Here is a 16,709-nt window from a genome sequence, read left to right as displayed (position 1 = left end):
ACAAAATTTCAAACGAACATATTCTGTAACAAATTCAAGAAACGAGGGCGCCGATGGCCACCGTTGCCAAACTTGTCAAACAGAGGATTCAGGATGAGCTGGACGATCTGACACGGTCTGAACGTCAATTGGTCTCGGTCCTGTTGCAGGATTATCCGATGGCCGGTTTGCAATCGATCACCAAGCTGGCCGCTGCGGCGCAGGTTTCGACCCCGACCGTTATTCGCATGGCGCGCAAGCTTGGGTTTGACGGGTTCCCCGACTTGCAGGATGCGCTGCGCGAAGAGGTTGCGGCGCAGATCAAAAAGCCGATCTCGAAACGGGACGCCTGGGTTGTGGATGATGAGGCAGAACATCCGACGACGCGCTTTGCCCAGGCCGTGTGGACCAACATGCGCCACACGCTGGAACGTCTGGACAAAGAGATGTTCGATGCCGTCGCGCGTCTTCTGGCCGAGACAGAGCGCCATCTTTACGTCGTAGGTGGCCGCATCACGCGGTCAAATGCGGATTACCTGTTCAATCACATGCAGATCATTCGGCCCAACGTCACGATGCTGGGCAATTCGGCGAATGTCTGGCCGCAATACCTTCTGGATATGGATGAATCATCCGTTCTGGTGATCTTCGACATCCGCCGTTACGAGGCGCATCTGGAGAAGCTGGCACAGGTTGCCTCGGGCCGCGGCGTCACCGTTGTTCTGTTTACGGACCAATGGGGTTCGCCGATCGGAAAGACTGCCAATTATTCCTTCCACGCACTGGTCGAGGCGCCCTCCAGTTGGGATTCGACCATTGCCTTGCAGTTGATCTCGGAAACGCTGATTGCCGAAGTGCAGGAGGCGCGTTGGGAAGAAAGCAAGGAGCGGATCGAAGAACTGGAGCGGTTCTTTTCCTCGACCCGGATATTTCGCAATCAGGACTGACGGGCCGAGCAGTGTCGGAAAAATTGCGCCACTAAATTTGCCACTTCCGGCTTGACGATCCCGAAAGCATGACTTAACCAGCGCAAACCATTTGCGGGTATAGCTTAATGGTAAAGCCCCTGCCTTCCAAGCAGGCTATGTCGGTTCGATTCCGTCTACCCGCTCCACGCCTTCCTTGAAATTCTGCGTCAAATGGCCCTTTCGACCTGCCGATTGCGGTTGTGATGCTTGACCATACCTGCCGCTACCTCCAAGAAAGCGGTCACTCAGTACGGTTCAGGATACAAGGGCCAGACATGGCAAGACAAGCCGCCAGCAAGCCAACGCATACCGCAGCGCCCGGAGCCTCCGAGGAACGCGCCCGTTCAAAGAAGATTGGGGTTCTGGCCTCGCTTTGGCCGTTCATGAAACCCTACAAATTCCTGATGATCGGCGCGACGCTGGCGTTGATTCTGACGGCCAGCATGACCCTGACGCTGCCATTGGCGGTGCGGCGCGTGGTCGACAATTTCCGAATTCAGGATGGAGAGCTTCTGGATTGGTATTTTCTGGCCGCGCTGGTCATCGCTGCCGTTCTGGCCGTGGGCACCGGTATTCGGTATGCGCTTGTGACCCGTCTGGGCGAACGGGTAGTGGCCGATATCCGCAAGGCGGTGTTTGATCGGGTCATCGGTATGAGCCCGGAATTCTATGAGCGAATCATGACCGGTGAGGTGCTGAGCCGGATCACCACTGACACGACGCTGATCCAATCTGTTCTCGGCTCGTCCGTGTCCATTGCCCTGCGAAACATACTGATGTTCGTCGGTGGGCTGGTTCTGATGTTGCTGACATCCGCCAAGCTGACCGGGCTGGTATTGTTGCTGATCCCGGTGGTCATCGTGCCGATCCTTGTACTTGGTCGCCGTCTGCGCGTGATCAGCCGCGAGAATCAGGACTGGATCGCGGCCTCGTCCGGCAACGCGGGTGAGGCATTGGGCGCGGTACAGACCGTTCAGGCATTTTCTCATGAACAGGCCAGCCGCCAGCAGTTCAGTGAGATGACCGAGACATCCTATGCCGTCTCGCTGCGCCGCATACAGACCCGCGCGGTGCTGACGGTGATCGTGATCTTCCTGGTTTTCTCGGGTATCGTGGGCGTTCTGTGGATGGGTGCCAATGACGTGCGAAATGGCGTGATGACCGAAGGCGTTCTGATCCAGTTCGTCATCTATTCGATCATCATGGCGGGCTCGGTCGCCGCCCTGTCCGAAATCTGGAGCGAACTTCAGCGTGCCGCAGGGGCCACCGAACGTCTGGTCGAGCTGCTGCATGCAGAAGATACCGTGACCGACCCTGCCAATCCCAAAGCGCTTCCCAAGAACATTCAGGGCGAAATCCGGTTTGAAGATGTCAGCTTCCGCTATCCCGCGCGGCCCGATACGGTTGCACTGGATCATCTGTCACTTCTGGTGAAGCCAGGCGAGACGGTCGCATTCGTCGGGCCATCCGGGGCAGGAAAAACAACCGTGATCCAACTGATCCAGCGGTTCTATGATCCGAACTCGGGCCGCGTGACGCTGGACGGTCTTGATCTGCGCGACATCAACCGGTCAGATTTCCGCCGCCACATGGCTCTGGTGCCTCAGGATCCTGTGATCTTTGCTGCATCCGCGCGGGAAAACATCCGCTTTGGCCGTCTGGACGCCTCGGATGCAGAAGTCGAGGCCGCCGCCCGGGCCGCTGCCGCGCATGATTTTATTGCGGCCTTGCCCCAAGGATATGACAGCTTTGTCGGCGAACGCGGTGTCATGCTGTCTGGCGGGCAGAAGCAGCGTATTGCCATTGCCCGCGCAATCCTGCGCGACGCGCCGGTTCTGCTGCTCGACGAGGCGACCTCGGCGCTGGATGCGGAAAGCGAACGCGCAGTGCAGGGCGCGGTGGACAAGATGCGCGCCGGCCGCACGACCCTGATCGTCGCGCACAGATTGGCAACCGTTAAGAAAGCCGACCGCATCATCGTGCTGGAGGAAGGCCGCATCGTGGCACAAGGCCGCCACGAGGATCTGGTGTCTCAGGACGGGCTGTATGCACGCCTTGCCCGGTTGCAGTTCACCGATGGTGTCGCCGCAGAATAAGAGTGACGCTCCGGCACTTGCGAATTCGCCGTAGCGTCATTCTACATTTTACTCCCCCTGAAGGCTAAGGCCTCGCTTGCGCGAGGTTCGTTTTGCTTCCATCTTGGTTGCGAACAACAAGCCCGCGCAAAACGCGGGAGAATAATACGGGAGGAACCACATGGCCTTTGTGGGTTTGGAAGACAAGAAGCGCATGGAACAGGAAATGCCGTGGGAGGATCGGGATTTGCCCGTCACCTTCCATCAGCTTTTGTCGCGCACCGCAGGGAAGTTCCCCAACCACAATGCCATGAGCTTCCAACTGTTCTCGGGCCCGAAGGACAAGGCCGAGACCCTGACCTGGTCGCAACTTCTGGCTCAGGTCAACCAGGCGGCAAACCTGTTCCGCTCGCTGGGTGTGGGTGAAAAGGACGTGGTCGCCTATGTGCTGCCCAACTGCAACGAAACACTGGTCACGATGATGGGCGGCGCGGTTGCGGGGATCGTGAATCCGATCAACCCCTTGCTTGAACCGGAACAGATCGCCGCGATCCTGCGCGAGACCGGCGCGAAGGTCGTGGTGACGCTGAAATCTTTCCCGAAAACAGATGTCGCGCAGAAGGTCGAAGAGGCGGTGCGCCACGCACCCAAGGTCAATACCATTCTGGAAATCGACCTGAACCGGTATCTGACCCCGCCCAAATCATGGCTGGTGCCGTTTCTGCGCCCCAAGATGGGCGACAAGGAAAAGCTTGCCCATGCGGATTACAAGAACTTCCACACGGAACTGGCCAAGCAACCGACGACGCTGACGTTTGAAGACAGCAAGGAAGATCGTGTCGCCTGTTATTTCCATACCGGCGGTACCACGGGTATGCCGAAGGTGGCGCAGCACAAGTATTCCGGCCTGATCTACAACGGCTGGTTGGGGAACACGCTTCTGTTTGACGAAAACGACGTCATCATGTGCCCGCTGCCCATGTTCCACGTTTTTGCGGTGCATGTCATTGTGATGGCGGCCGTATCATCCGGTGCCCATGTGGTTTTCCCGACGCCACAGGGATATCGCGGCGACGGGGTGTTCGACAATTTCTGGAAGCTGATCGAGCGTTGGAAGGTGAGCTTCATCATCACCGTGCCAACCGCGATTTCAGCCAAGATGCAGCGCCCTGTCGATGCCGATATCTCAAGCGTAAAAACGGCCTTCTCGGGCTCGGCCCCGCTGCCGGTGGAACTGTTCCGCCGCTTTGAAGAAGCGACCGGCGTCACCATTGTCGAAGGGTACGGTCTGACAGAGGCCACATGTCTGGTTTCGTGCAACCCGGTGGATGGTGAGAAAAAGATCGGATCGATCGGTATTCCGTTCCCCTATACAGACGTCAAGATCTTGCAGGATGGGCCAGACGGACCGACCGAGTGCGACACTGATCAAATCGGTGAGATCTGCATCTCGAACCCTGGTGTCTATGCGGGCAATACCTACACTGAGGCCGACAAAAACGTTAACCTGTATCACTTCGACAAGTACCTGCGCACGGGCGATCTGGGGCGCTTCGACGAAGATGGGTATCTATGGATCACCGGTCGCGCCAAGGACCTGATCATTCGTGGCGGTCACAACATCGACCCTGCCGAGATCGAAGAGGCTTTGCTGGGTCACGAGGCCGTCGCTTTTGCCGGTGCCATCGGCCAGCCGGATGCGCATTCCGGTGAAGTTCCCTGCGCCTTTGTCGAACTGGTCGAGGGCGCGTCTGTCACCGAAAAAGAGCTGATGGATTACTGCAAGGTTCACGTGCATGAACGTGCGGCGCAACCCAAGCACATGACCATTCTGGATGAGCTGCCCAAAACGGCCGTTGGCAAGGTGTTCAAGCCTGAACTTCGGAAACAGGCCATCACTCGTATCTACAACGGCGCCCTCGAGGATGCCGGTTTGGCGGCGCGGGTGGTTTCCGTCATTGATGATAAGAAACGCGGCCTTGTCGCGCAGCTTGACGCGAACGGATCTTCGGAAGACGATGTTGCAAAAGTGCTGGGCGTATACACCCGGCCATGGGAGTGGTCTGAATAAGCCGGAGGGACAATGGACTATGAACGCCTGATCGACGAAGAAACCTGGGCGTTCATACGTCGCACGGCCGAAAGCTATCCCGATGACGCGGTCGAGCTGTCGATCGAGGATCAGCGCCGTGTCTATGACACCATGTGTCAGGACTTTCGCCAACCACGCCCGGCTGGCGTTGAAACTCAGGACCGGGCGGCCGATGGTGTTCCGGTTCGAATTTACTCTGCCGGGCAACCAACCCGAACCGTCATCTATTTTCATGGTGGCGGTTTCGTTGTTGGTGGTCTGGAAAGTCACGACGATGTTTGCGCTGAATTATGCAACCAAACCGGGTACCGGGTCGTCGCCGTCGATTACCGGCTGTGCCCTGAACATGTGCACCCGGCACAGTTTGATGACTGTTGGAGCGCTGCGAACTGGGCGGCAAATGAATTCGGAGACCCTTTGATTTTGGCCGGTGACAGCGCCGGTGGAAATCTGGCTGCTGCCGTATCCCACTACGCGCGCGGGCGTTTGGACGGGATCTTGGGGCAGGTGCTGATCTATCCGGGCCTCGGAGGGGACCGCAGTCAGGGGTCCTACCAGGAACATGCCCAGGCCCCCTTGCTGACGTTGGATGAAATCAGGTTCTATGAAACCGTCCGATGCGCGGGCGATCCGCCCCAGGGCGATCCGACCTATGCGCCATTGCAGGACAGTGACTATTCAAACCTGCCACCGACCGTGGTTGTAACGGCTGATTGCGATCCGCTGCGTGACGACGGGCAAATTTATTGCAGTCGGATCAATGCGGCGGGCGGGCAGGCCCACTGGATCAATGAATTCGGTCTTGTGCACGGCTATCTGCGCGCACGAACCGCGGTGAAACGTGCGGCCGACAGTTTTGAGCGTATCTCGGTTGCGATAGAAGCGCTGGGGCAGGGGATCTGGTCCTACGACTGATGCAGTGATTTGAAGGCTCGGGTCCTTTTGGGGCCTGTATGCCGAAAATCGGCTGGCTGTGGTAAGCTCCCTCAAATTATCCGAGGAAATCTTACCTTATGGCCGACCCCTTTCAGAACGTCGATGCCGCAGGGCCTGAATTCATCAAGCTGTTTGCGGATTCGATGGACCAGCGGCAAGCAGACCCGACGATGGAGCGGATCGTGGCCGCGTATCTGGGTCATCTGAACGTCACGGATGCATCGACGGTTGTCGAGGTCGGCGCCGGTGCAGGCGCCGTCACACGTCGCATCGCATCACACTGCCACCCGGCGAAGGTCATAGGTTTCGAACCTTCGAAAGGATTTGTCTCGGAAGCCAACACGCGGGCCAAGGAGTATTCGAACCTGACTTTCAAGGTTGCAGACGGTGCCGCGCTTCCGCTGGAGGATGATGCCGTCGATGCGGTTATCATGCACACGGTGCTCACGCATGTAGAAGACCCCAAATCGTTGGTTGCCGAGGCCTTCAGAGTGCTGAAACCCGATGGGATCTTGATCGTCTGTGACGCTGATTTCTCAAAAGCGACCTTCAATGCTTTTCCGAATGATCCACTGGATATATGCGCAAAGGAGTTTGTGCGCGAGTTTGTGACCGATCCTTTTATCGTCGCAAAACTCAGGTCAATGATTTCCGATGCCGGACTTTCCATGCAACATTTTGACGTGCAGAGCAGAGTTGTCTCGACAGCCGAGCAGATGTTGCCTTGGGTCGCCCTGACCACCAAGCAAATGTACGAGCGGGGTGATATCGGAAAAGAACTGGCAGAAGGGCTTGTGGCCGAGCACGAAAGACGTGCTCGAAACGGGTCTCTTTATGGATATCAGGTGTTTGCGACAGTGGTAGCTGCGAAGGCCGCATAAGCGGCCCCGAAGCTGCTTGCGTGTTACCGCAGAAACGGTTCGGCCTTCATTGTCTCTGCAATGGGGGCGCCCATTCGGCTCAGAATGGTCGGGGCCAATTGCAATTGGCTTATGACGGTCTCGGAGTCCGGTCCTTCGGCGTCGCCGAAATAATACAGCGCCGTTTCCTGTTGCAGCGGGCCGCGCCCGCCGTGGTGCCCACGCTCGTCCTGGCCGTGATCCGCGGTGACGATCACTTCATATCCCAACTGGCGCCAGCGGGGGATGAAAGGGGCCAGCATCTCGTCGGCGACAAAGCAAGCGTGATCCATTTCTTCACAATCGTGGAAGAAACGGTGGCCCATACTGTCCAGCGTGCAGGTGTGCAGAATGCCATAGTCCAGCCCGAAACGAAGGCACAGATTGGTCAGAGTGGCATACAGGTCGACATCGGATGGCGTCATCTGATTGGCTTTGCCATAGCCCGTCATGCTGTGAAAACGGCCATGGTTGATCGTCGCGCTTTCGGGTTCGTCATATTCGATGTCGCGGACGTAATCGAAGGGATGACGGTTGAAGAACTGCGACCAATAGCTGTGTGTCACCGCCCCGGTCACCCCACCGGCTTCACGCACCTGGCTGAATACGTCCTTGTGGCTCAGCCGGAAGACGTTTCCATTTCCGGTGCAGCCATGCTCTTGCGGCGTCACGCCCGTGTGGATCGACGCATAGCAACTGGCCGATGTCGAAGGCAGCACCGCGCGCAGTTTCCAAAGCCGTGCTTCTCCGCTGTCGACCCAGCCTTCGAGATTGCCGAACAGGCGACGAAAGTTGCAATAGGGGACACCGTCCAGAATGATGAGAAGTAGCTTGCGGTCCATGTCGAGGCCCTTTGAGAGACATTGCGTTCCGGCGACCCTAAGAGATTTGACGTCCTCGGGCTGCCACTTTGCGCCCCCAATAGCAAAATCCCGACACCTGTCTTCAAACAAGGTGCCGGGATTTCAAACCTTCATCGAAATGTCACGAACCGGATCAGTTGCCGGCGCTTTCCATCTTGCGATGGGCGACAACCTCTTCCAGCCAGCCCAGATGCATTTCAGGCACCGAACTGAGCAGCAGGTCGGTATAATCGTCGAAGGGCGGGCTCAGCACCTGACTCTTCGAGCCATAACGTGCCACGCGCCCCTGATACATCACCGCGATACTGTCGCTGATCGCGCGGACCGTCGCCAGATCGTGGGTGATGAACAGATAAGCCACGTCCTCGATCTTCTGCAGATCCAGCAGCAGTTTGAGAATGCCGTCTGCCACCAGCGGATCCAGCGCCGAAGTGACCTCGTCACAGATGATCATCTTGGGCTTGGCTGCCAGTGACCGGGCGATACAGACACGCTGCTTCTGACCTCCGGACAGTTCCGCAGGATAGCGGTCGATGAACTTTTCGCCCAACTCGATCTCATCCAACAGCTCGATGATCCGCTTGCGCTTTTCAGCGCCACGCATGTTGAAATAGAACTCCAACGGGCGGCCGATGATGGTGCCGACGGTCTGGCGTGGGTTCATTGCCACGTCCGCCATCTGATAGATCATCTGCAACTCGCGCAGATCCTCGCGAGAACGCCCCGCAAGGTCCGGCGACAGCGTGCGACCGGCAAAACGGATCTCGCCATCGCGCGGCGGCAACAGGCCGGTGATCACCCGGGCCAGCGTGGATTTGCCCGAACCGGATTCGCCCACGACCGCCAGCGTCTGCCCCGGATGAAGCTCGACATTGACGTTATGCAGCACGTCGAAGTTCAGCCCCTTGTAGCGCGCGGTGATCCCGTCAACGGTAAGCAGTGGTTCCGGTGTGGGCTGCTTTTCTTCGTGCTCGATCGAACGCACCGAGACCAAAGCCTGAGTATATTCTTCCTGTGGGTTGTTGATGATCTGATCGGTGCTGCCGTATTCGACTGTGTCACCCATCCGCAAAACCATGATATCGTCGCTGACCTGCGCAACAACCGCCAGGTCATGCGTGATGTACAAAGCGGCAACGCCGGTATCGCGTATGGCATCCTTGATCGCCATAAGAACATCGATCTGGGTGGTAACATCCAGCGCCGTGGTCGGTTCGTCGAACACCACCAGATCGGGTTCAGGACACAGTGCCAATGCGGTCATGCAACGCTGCAACTGACCGCCCGAAACCTGGTGCGGATAACGGTTGCCGATGTTGTCAGGGTCAGGCAAGCCCAGCTTTGCGAACAGCTCACGCGCGCGGGCCTCGGCCTCTTTGCGCGAAAACTTCTTGTGCTCGACAGCCGCTTCGACAACCTGATCCATGATCTTCTTGGCCGGGTTGAACGACGCGGCGGCAGATTGCGAGACATAGGCAACCTCGCCCCCGCGCAGATTCCGAATATCGCCATGCGATGATTTCAGGATGTCGCGCCCGTTGACCCAGACTTCGCCGCCGGTGATTTCAACGCCACCCCGGCCATAGGCCATCGAGGCAAGACCGATGGTGGATTTCCCAGCGCCGGATTCACCGATCAGCCCCAATACCTTGCCGCGCTCAAGGTCAAAGCTGACCCCGTGCACGATTTCGATGTCATGGGGTTTCTCACCCGGTGGGTAAACGGTCGCACCGATCTTGAGGTCACGGACCTTGAGAAGGGTATCACTCATCCCCGACCTCCTTTCAGCGATGTAGTACGGTTGAGGATCCAGTCGGCCACAAGATTGACCGAGATCGCGAGCGTCGCGATGGCCACCGCGGGGTACAGGGCCGCGCCAATGCCATACACGATGCCGTCCTTGTTTTCCTTCACGATGCCACCCCAGTCGGCCAGCGGCGGTTGAACGCCGAGACCCAGGAAGGACAGGGTAGAGATGAACAGCACCATGAAAATGAACCGCAGGCCGAACTCGGCCACCAGCGGTGACAATGCATTCGGCAGGATTTCCCGGAAGATGATCCATGTCCGCCCCTCACCACGCAATTTGGCGGCTTCGACATAGTCCATCACGTTGATATCCACGGCGACGGAGCGCGAAAGGCGATAAGGGCGTGTCGCATCCAAAAGCCCCATGACAAGGATCAGGATCGGAACAGTGACCGGAACGATGGCCAGAATGACCAGCGCAAGGATCAGCGTAGGGATCGACATGATCAGATCGACCGTCCGGCTAAGCGCCTGATCCGCCCAACCGCCCAGAACGGCGGCCAGAAGACCAAGCGATGTACCGGTCAAGAAGCTGAGCAATGTCGCTGCGGCGGCAATGAAGATCGTGGTGCGACCGCCATAGATCATGCGGGTCAGCAGGTCACGGCCGATATTGTCGGTGCCCAGCAGGTGTTCGGCGCTGGCCGGCTCCCATACATCGCCGACCACTTCTGCCATCCCGTAAGGCGCGATCAACGGGGCAGCAATGGCCACGAAGAAATAGGCGCCGGTGAATATGAGGCCAATCAGAGCCGAAATAGGGATGTTTTTCATTTCGGATGCCTCAGTCTTGGGTTGGCGAGGATCGAGACGATATCCGCGACCATGTTCAGGCCGATGTAAACAGCCGCGAACACCACGCCGCAGGCCAGAACAACCGGCACGTCACGCTTGGTCACGGCGTCCACAAGGTACTGCCCCATGCCGGGATAGACGAACACGACTTCGACCACGACGACGCCGACAACGAGGTAGGCGAGGTTCAGCATGACAACGTTCACGATGGGCGAAATTGCGTTGGGAAAGGCATGCCGCGCGATGACCTGAAACGTGCTCAGGCCCTTGAGTTCGGCCGTTTCGATATAGGCTGATTGCATGAGGTTCAGAATTGCAGCGCGGGTCATCCGCATCATCTGCGCCAGGACCACCAGTGTCAGAACGAAGGCAGGCAGCGCAATCGCGTTCAGCTTTTGCCAGAACGACATCGAGTCGTTGATCATCGCAAGCGAGGAAAACCATCCCAGTTTGACCGAGATGTAGTAGATCACGACGTAGCCGATCAGGAACTCGGGGATGGAAACCGTTGTCAGCGTGACGGCGGAAATCAGTTTGTCGGGCCAGCGATTGCGGAACCGGACAGCCAGCAGACCCAGAAAGATCGCAAGCGGGACGGACACGATTGCCGCGACACAAGCCAGGAACAACGTGTTCCCGAGGCGTTTTCCGATGCTCTCGGCAATATCAAGCTTGTTGGTCAGCGATTGGCCAAGGTCGCCCTGAACGATGCCGCCCAGCCATTCAAAATAACGGGTCAGGGCCGGGCGGTTCAGGCCCATTTCTTCGCGAAGGTTGGCCAAGGCCTCGGGGGTTGCGGACTGCCCCAGGACGGCTTGCGCGGCGTCTCCGGGAAGAGCTTCGGTCAGGCCAAAAATCAAGGCCGAAGCGCCGAACAGCAATAGAATTCCCAGCGCGAGGCGCTGGGAAACCAGTTTTATGATAGGATGCATTATCCGATGCCCGTATCAGACGAACCACATTTTGCGGGACATGTTGCCGTTCATCATTTCCTGTGTCGGGTCGCTTTCCCAACCATCCAGTTGGTTGCTGACACCTTCGACAAAATCGTTGAACATCGGGCAAATCAGACCGCCTTCATCACGGACCATGCGGCCCATCTGGCTATAGATGCCCTTGCGTTTCTCGACATCCAGTTCTGCACGAGCCGCGAACAGCAGGTCGTCAAATGCCTGAACTTTGAAACGTGTATCGTTCCAGTCAGCCGTCGACAGATACGCGGTCGAATACATCTGGTCCTGCACCGGACGACCGCCCCAGTAAGAGGCACAGAAGGGCTGTACGTTCCAAACCTCGGACCAGTAGCCGTCATTTGGCTCGCGCTTGATTTCCAGGGGAATTCCAGCTTGGGCCGCTGTCTGTTGGAACAGGGCTGCGGCATCCACGGCACCCGGGAAGGCACCGTCTGCAACACGAAGAATAATCGGCGAACCGTCATGACCGGACTTCTTGTAGTGCTCGGCGGCTTTTTCCACGCTGAACTCGCGCTGTTCGATTGTCTCGTCAAACAGTGGATAGGCTGCGTTAATCGGCATGTCGTTACCGATCGAGCCATAGCCGCGGAGTACTTTGTCCACCAGATCCGCACGGTTGATGGCATACTTCAGGGCCGTGCGCAGTTCGTTGTTGTCGAACGGTGCGGTATCGCAGTGCATGATAAAGACATAGTGGCCGCGGCCAGCGGTCGAGTGCACGGTCAGATTGGGTGCGCGCCCCAGCAGGTCAGCGACCTTTGGTTCAACACGGTTGATGGCGTGGACCTGACCCGATTGCAATGCAGCGGTACGCGCTGTTGCGTCATTGATAACCACGACTTCAACACTGTCGAAGTTACCAAAATCAGAGTTCCAGTGGTTCTCGTATTTTGTGAACAAGTGGCGCACACCGGGTTCGTCTACTTCCACCTTGTATGGTCCGGTTCCGATACCTGCTCCGGGATTGTCCATGCCGCCATCGGGCTGAATGATCAGGTGGTAGTCGGCCATCAGATACGGAAGGTCAGCGTTTGGCTCGGACAGAGTGACCTGGAAATTGTCGCCATCGGCTTTCATCGACTCGATGCCCTTCATGATACCAAGGGCACCAGACTTGGAGTCTTCGTTCGAGTGGCGCTGCATTGTCTTCAGCACGTCCTCGCTGGTCATGGTTTTGCCGTTGTGGAATTCGACACCTTGACGCAGTTTGAACGTCCAAACCTTGGCATCCGCGCTGCCTTCGACACTTTCCGCCAGACGCGGTTCGATGGACCCATCGGGTGCAACTTCCACAAGCTGGTCGCCAAACTGTTTGCCGTTCTGGAACGGAACCGAGCTGGCATAGGTCGCTGGATCAAGCGAGTTGGTGGATTCGCCACCCTGAAGGCCAAATTTCAGGTCACCGCCTTTTTTCGGGCCAGCCGCGCGTGCTGCGTCTGCGAACATCGTGCTGGCCACCGCCGCCGAAACACCCAGGGCCGCGGCTTTCCCCATGAATTCGCGGCGAGTCATCTTCCCGGCTGTGACCTGACCGGCCATATGCGTTATTTGTTCATTCATTGAGTGTTCTCCCTATTGAGTGGTTCCGGCCCCTTGGGGGGCTTTTTGTTGACGCATGAGTCAACGTTGGCTTATTTCCGTGAACCGGGCAAGGTTATTTCTCCTAAATGCCGAAGGCCGAAGCCTTCGCTTTGTTGTCCGGTTCGCGGCAATTGCTGAGTGGGTGTTCAGGTACATTCTGCATTTTCGGGTAGTTTCTGGTCGATTGCGGGCCAAAGCGGCATGATAAGCGTCAATTCATCCACGTATCGCGACAACCAGATCCATGACATTGGTGCCGGTTGGCCCGGTTGTCAGCAGGCCTTGGACTTTTTCCAGGAAAGACCCGCTATCGGCGTTTTGAAGGGCGCGTTCGGCGCCCTCACCCCAGGTTGTCCCTGTTATGATTCCACCCGCCGCATTGGTCGGGCCATCCGTGCCGTCGGTGCCGCCCACAATCACCGCAAGATCCGTTTGTCCCGCGATCTCTTTTGCCAAAGCAAGCGCAAGGGCCTGATTTCTACCACCACGTCCCGGGTAATCAGGCAAGACCACGGTCGGTTCTCCGCCAAAGATCATCACGCCTTTTTCCATTCCACGCAGCATGGGCCCAAGACGAGCCGCGACCTGCAAATAGTCGTCGTGCAAGGCCTCATCATTGGTCAAAACCCTCAGCCCCATTGTTTCCGCTGCTTTGGCAGCGGCATTGCGGGCATGCGCGTTTGAAGCGACGATCCGGGTGCTGGCAGCAAAGGAATGCTTGTCGGGCAATGCTCCGATCCCGGAACCGATGACGTTCAGATCGTCTCCGGGCACATCCGAAATCGCCAGAACAGTGGCGCGGTCTCCGGCGAAATGGGACAGCAGACCGCCGCCCTTGATGCGCGACAGCTTGCGCCGCTCGGCATTCATTGCGCGGATATCCAGCCCTTTGGACAACAGTTCGCGGTTCAACGCCTCGAGATCCGCCAGCGATGTTCCGGGAAGCAGGTCCTCGGCCAGGGATGACGCGCCGCCCGAGACCAGCAGCAGAACATGTGATCCGGGCCCCATCTGTTCCATGGCCAGGCGCAGTGCCCGTCCGCCCGCCAGGCTGCGGTCGTCCGGAACGGGGTGTGACGCTTCGATCACCTCGACCCCGGCCGGCAGGTCGTGGCCATGCCCGTCTTTGGTGACCACAAGCGTGGGGATGGCGCCGAAATGCTCCAGCGCAGCCCGCGCCATGGCTGCGGCGGGTTTGCCCACGGCCAGAATACGGTCTGGTTTCGGGACATCAGGCAAGGCGGCCAGGGTGGCCTTATACCCGCCGACGGCATCAACACCGGCCTGCCACAACCTGACAGCTTGCTTTTCAATATCCATCAATTCTCCACCCAGATCGTGACCGGCCCGTCATTTACAAGCTCAACCGCCATGTCCGCGCCGAACTGCCCGGTTTCCACCGCGATACCCTGCGCGGCAAGGTGCTCTGCGAAGACCTTGTACAATTGCTCTCCCAACTCGGGCGGGGCTGCGTTTGAAAATCCGGGGCGATTGCCGCTGGAGGTGTCCGCCGCCAGTGTGAACTGGCTGACCACCAAAGCAGAGCCTTCAACATCCAGAAGCGAGCGGTTCATCTTGCCGGCGTCATCCTTGAAAATCCGCAGTTTTGCGGTTTTCTCGGCCAGTTTTTCTGCCTGTGCCTTGCTGTCGCCCTGCATGGCGCAGACTAGAATCATGAGCCCGGGACCAGTTTTGCCGATGACGGTGCCTTGCACCGACACTTTGGCCTGTGTCACCCTTTGCAGCAATGCGCGCACTTGGTTCCTCCCCCCGAAACGTTGAGCCTGCCTGAGCGATGGTTTAGCCGCGCCAGTCCACAAAGTCACCCAATGCCGCGCGTTCCGTACGAAAGCTGTTTGCAGGATGATCCATATCCGAATAGCCAAAGGAAATTGCGCACAGGATCAACCGGTCATCGGGGATCTGAAAATACTGATGCAAAAAAGGGCTGTACGCCGCCAATGCCGCTTGCGGGATGGTTGCCACGCCCAAAGCCTGAGCGGCGAGCGCAAAAGCCGTGACAAAGCCGCCGCAATCCATTGCACCATAAGGTCCCAGCTCTACCGGGCTTGAGATGATGGCACAATGTGGTGCGCCAAAGAGGGCGAAGTTCTGCATCATTTGCTGAGCCGATCCTTCGCGGTCCCCCCGTTCTATGCCAACCGCGCTGTAAAGCGCCCAGCCACACGTCCGGCGCCGGTCTTGATACACGCCGGAGTAGGAAACGGGAAAAGGAAGATCGGGGGCCGGCGTGCCGTTCCTGGCTTCGTTTGACATCGCGTCGCGGAACCTGTCGGTTTCGTCTTTGCTGGTGACGACCAATTGCCAAGGTTGCGCATTGCACCAGCTTGGCACCCGCGACGCGCTGGCCACGATCTGTTCGATGTCACCACGTGGCACCGGGTCGGGCCGAAAGGCGCGGCAGGAATGGCGCGCGGTCAGAAGCGTGTTCAGGTCGGCCAGGGTCACGTCGTCTTCTCCTCCGGGGCAGCCGGCGGCAGGATGGGTGAGAAGCCGGGGATGTTCAAGGGGTTCCGCCGCGGAGTTTTCGGCGGAGGAACCCCCGAAGGTCATTGCTGTCCGGTCGCCATCAGGTATCCGATGCCCGCGGCAACCAGCAGGCCAAGCACAACGGCGATCGTGATCTTGATTGCCGACCAAGGGCGCTCTCCCTGAACCCGGCCTGTCCGGCCGTTCACCACGAAACGATACGTCTGACCGCGATACTTGTACGCCGCCAACCAGACCGGCAGCAGGATATGCTTGAACGTGACATCGCGCACATCGGTGTCCACTGCATGGATGCGTTGCCTGTCGCCCCCAATATCAAAACGCACGTCCCGCTCAATCACGCGGGCCATATATGCGCGTGCTTCGGCATATCCATCTTTCAGCTCGACCGTATAGGCCTCGGCCCGAAAACCGGCGAGGTACTCTGGCTGGTAAGGTTCCAGAGCCGGGAGATCCCAAGGCTCCAGAGCATCCGTGTAAGCCTTGGGCAGGGACCTTGAGGCCAATACCAATACGTCGTCAAAAAATCGCGCCACCCGGCCTGACTTGGGCGTCCAGCGGACCTTGGGAACCTGTTGATGCACCCGTTTGCCATCCCGCATGACGGTGCGGGTTTCATAGTAGACTATGCCGCGCTCTCCGCGATAGGCCGACTTCGTATCGGCGTCGAAGGTCCAGTAGGGCACATAGATGCCCTGCATCCTGCGACCCTTGCGGGCATAATCTTTCAACCCGTTCGGCGCGAACCACAACCTTCCCAGCCAGTCGCTCATGGCCTTGTGGGCGGCGCGTTCGTCCAGCGCAAAGGGCAGAACGCCTTTCGGTTTGATATGCCGGTTCACCCCGGTGTCCGTCACGACCGGGGTGGCGCAGAACGGGCATTCCGCAGCATGGGTGTCGGGATCAAATTCAACCTGCGCTGCACAGTTCGGGCAGGACAGAACCCGCGTCTCTTCGATTTCGCTGTCGGGCAGGCGGTCGGCGATGGCAGCGTCGAAATCCAGCTCGCGCAGGCTGGCGCCGCCCCAGGGGCCGGCACCGATCGGTTCGGAATGGCCGCAATGGTCACAGGTCAGAGTGCCGGATTGCGGGTCGAATCGATAATCGGCGCCGCAATTGTCACATGGAAAACGATGTTCCGCAGAACCGGATGGCGGGGCAGGAGGCTGGGTCATAGGTGGTCACTTGTCGAGGGGAAAGTGAAGATAGGCCCCGCGCTCGGCTAGG

14 protein-coding genes and 1 tRNA gene are annotated in these 16,709 nt (G+C 58.4%); 6 read left to right on the top strand and 9 right to left on the bottom strand.

Features of this window, described 5'->3' with window-relative positions; genetic code table 11:
* The first annotated feature begins 53 nt into the window (after window positions 1–53).
* The 6 genes from FIU92_RS11970 to FIU92_RS11945 all read left to right on the top strand — a co-directional run bounded on the left by FIU92_RS11970 (window position 54) and on the right by FIU92_RS11945 (window position 6,931).
* Entirely contained in the window at window positions 54–926 is an 873-nt protein-coding gene (locus FIU92_RS11970; protein ID WP_152458805.1) for a MurR/RpiR family transcriptional regulator, read from the top strand.
* Window positions 927–1,019: 93 nt separating this feature from the next.
* Window positions 1,020–1,093: transfer RNA gene (locus tag FIU92_RS11965), tRNA-Gly, on the top strand.
* A gap of 129 nt (window positions 1,094–1,222) precedes the next feature.
* A complete protein-coding gene (locus FIU92_RS11960) occupies window positions 1,223–3,043 on the top strand; it encodes an ABC transporter transmembrane domain-containing protein (RefSeq protein ID WP_152458804.1) in 1,821 nt (606 codons plus the stop codon).
* 160 nt (window positions 3,044–3,203) lie between these two features.
* Window positions 3,204–5,093: an acyl-CoA synthetase gene (locus tag FIU92_RS11955; RefSeq protein ID WP_152458802.1), complete on the top strand. Its 1,890-nt coding sequence runs from the start codon at window positions 3,204–3,206 to the stop codon at window positions 5,091–5,093.
* Window positions 5,094–5,105: 12 nt separating this feature from the next.
* Entirely contained in the window at window positions 5,106–6,029 is a 924-nt protein-coding gene (locus tag FIU92_RS11950; protein ID WP_152458800.1) for an alpha/beta hydrolase, read from the top strand.
* Between the two features lie 98 nt (window positions 6,030–6,127).
* On the top strand, window positions 6,128–6,931 hold the full coding sequence (locus FIU92_RS11945) for a class I SAM-dependent methyltransferase (RefSeq protein WP_152458798.1): 804 nt from the start codon (window positions 6,128–6,130) through the stop codon (window positions 6,929–6,931).
* A gap of 23 nt (window positions 6,932–6,954) precedes the next feature.
* Here the strand turns inward: FIU92_RS11945 and FIU92_RS11940 are convergent, their stop codons facing one another.
* From FIU92_RS11940 to FIU92_RS11900, 9 genes are all read right to left on the bottom strand, one after another.
* Entirely contained in the window at window positions 6,955–7,791 is an 837-nt protein-coding gene (locus FIU92_RS11940) for an alkaline phosphatase family protein (protein ID WP_152458796.1), read from the bottom strand.
* Window positions 7,792–7,945: 154 nt separating this feature from the next.
* Entirely contained in the window at window positions 7,946–9,583 is a 1,638-nt protein-coding gene (locus FIU92_RS11935; RefSeq protein WP_152458795.1) for an ABC transporter ATP-binding protein, read from the bottom strand.
* Window positions 9,580–10,395 (bottom strand): ABC transporter permease, encoded by an 816-nt coding sequence (locus FIU92_RS11930; RefSeq protein ID WP_152458793.1) that lies wholly within the window; start codon window positions 10,393–10,395, stop codon window positions 9,580–9,582. Before FIU92_RS11930 ends, FIU92_RS11935 begins: the two co-directional genes overlap by 4 nt.
* Entirely contained in the window at window positions 10,392–11,348 is a 957-nt protein-coding gene (locus tag FIU92_RS11925) for an ABC transporter permease (protein ID WP_152458791.1), read from the bottom strand. The genes FIU92_RS11930 and FIU92_RS11925 overlap by 4 nt, the downstream gene beginning before the upstream one ends.
* A gap of 15 nt (window positions 11,349–11,363) precedes the next feature.
* Entirely contained in the window at window positions 11,364–12,950 is a 1,587-nt protein-coding gene (locus tag FIU92_RS11920; protein WP_152458789.1) for an ABC transporter substrate-binding protein, read from the bottom strand.
* Between the two features lie 237 nt (window positions 12,951–13,187).
* Complete coding sequence (locus tag FIU92_RS11915; RefSeq protein ID WP_152458787.1) at window positions 13,188–14,291, bottom strand: glycerate kinase; 1,104 nt, start codon at window positions 14,289–14,291, stop codon at window positions 13,188–13,190.
* Window positions 14,291–14,728, bottom strand: coding sequence for a D-aminoacyl-tRNA deacylase (gene dtd / locus FIU92_RS11910; RefSeq protein ID WP_152458786.1), 438 nt, complete (start codon window positions 14,726–14,728; stop codon window positions 14,291–14,293). Before dtd ends, FIU92_RS11915 begins: the two co-directional genes overlap by 1 nt.
* Window positions 14,729–14,771: 43 nt before the next feature.
* Window positions 14,772–15,440: a nitroreductase gene (locus tag FIU92_RS11905; protein WP_254705304.1), complete on the bottom strand. Its 669-nt coding sequence runs from the start codon at window positions 15,438–15,440 to the stop codon at window positions 14,772–14,774.
* Between the two features lie 101 nt (window positions 15,441–15,541).
* Window positions 15,542–16,657, bottom strand: a complete 1,116-nt coding sequence (locus FIU92_RS11900; protein WP_152458783.1) for a TFIIB-type zinc finger domain-containing protein — start codon at window positions 16,655–16,657, stop codon at window positions 15,542–15,544.
* Between the last annotated feature and the right edge of the window lie 52 nt (window positions 16,658–16,709).

This window comes from Ruegeria sp. THAF33, from assembly GCF_009363615.1.
Lineage (GTDB): Bacteria > Pseudomonadota > Alphaproteobacteria > Rhodobacterales > Rhodobacteraceae > Ruegeria.
This window is presented reverse-complemented; position numbering and strand designations above follow the sequence as displayed.

Coding starts and splice junctions, on each gene's coding strand:
- FIU92_RS11960 (WP_152458804.1), top strand. CDS start 1,223: ATGGCAAGACAAGCCGCCAGCAAGCCAACGCATACCGCAGCGCCCGGA.
- FIU92_RS11945 (WP_152458798.1), top strand. CDS start 6,128: ATGGCCGACCCCTTTCAGAACGTCGATGCCGCAGGGCCTGAATTCATC.
- FIU92_RS11970 (WP_152458805.1), top strand. CDS start 54: ATGGCCACCGTTGCCAAACTTGTCAAACAGAGGATTCAGGATGAGCTG.
- FIU92_RS11900 (WP_152458783.1), bottom strand. CDS start 16,657: ATGACCCAGCCTCCTGCCCCGCCATCCGGTTCTGCGGAACATCGTTTT.
- FIU92_RS11955 (WP_152458802.1), top strand. CDS start 3,204: ATGGCCTTTGTGGGTTTGGAAGACAAGAAGCGCATGGAACAGGAAATG.
- FIU92_RS11935 (WP_152458795.1), bottom strand. CDS start 9,583: ATGAGTGATACCCTTCTCAAGGTCCGTGACCTCAAGATCGGTGCGACC.
- FIU92_RS11940 (WP_152458796.1), bottom strand. CDS start 7,791: ATGGACCGCAAGCTACTTCTCATCATTCTGGACGGTGTCCCCTATTGC.
- FIU92_RS11920 (WP_152458789.1), bottom strand. CDS start 12,950: ATGAATGAACAAATAACGCATATGGCCGGTCAGGTCACAGCCGGGAAG.
- FIU92_RS11930 (WP_152458793.1), bottom strand. CDS start 10,395: ATGAAAAACATCCCTATTTCGGCTCTGATTGGCCTCATATTCACCGGC.
- FIU92_RS11925 (WP_152458791.1), bottom strand. CDS start 11,348: ATGCATCCTATCATAAAACTGGTTTCCCAGCGCCTCGCGCTGGGAATT.
- FIU92_RS11915 (WP_152458787.1), bottom strand. CDS start 14,291: ATGGATATTGAAAAGCAAGCTGTCAGGTTGTGGCAGGCCGGTGTTGAT.
- FIU92_RS11950 (WP_152458800.1), top strand. CDS start 5,106: ATGGACTATGAACGCCTGATCGACGAAGAAACCTGGGCGTTCATACGT.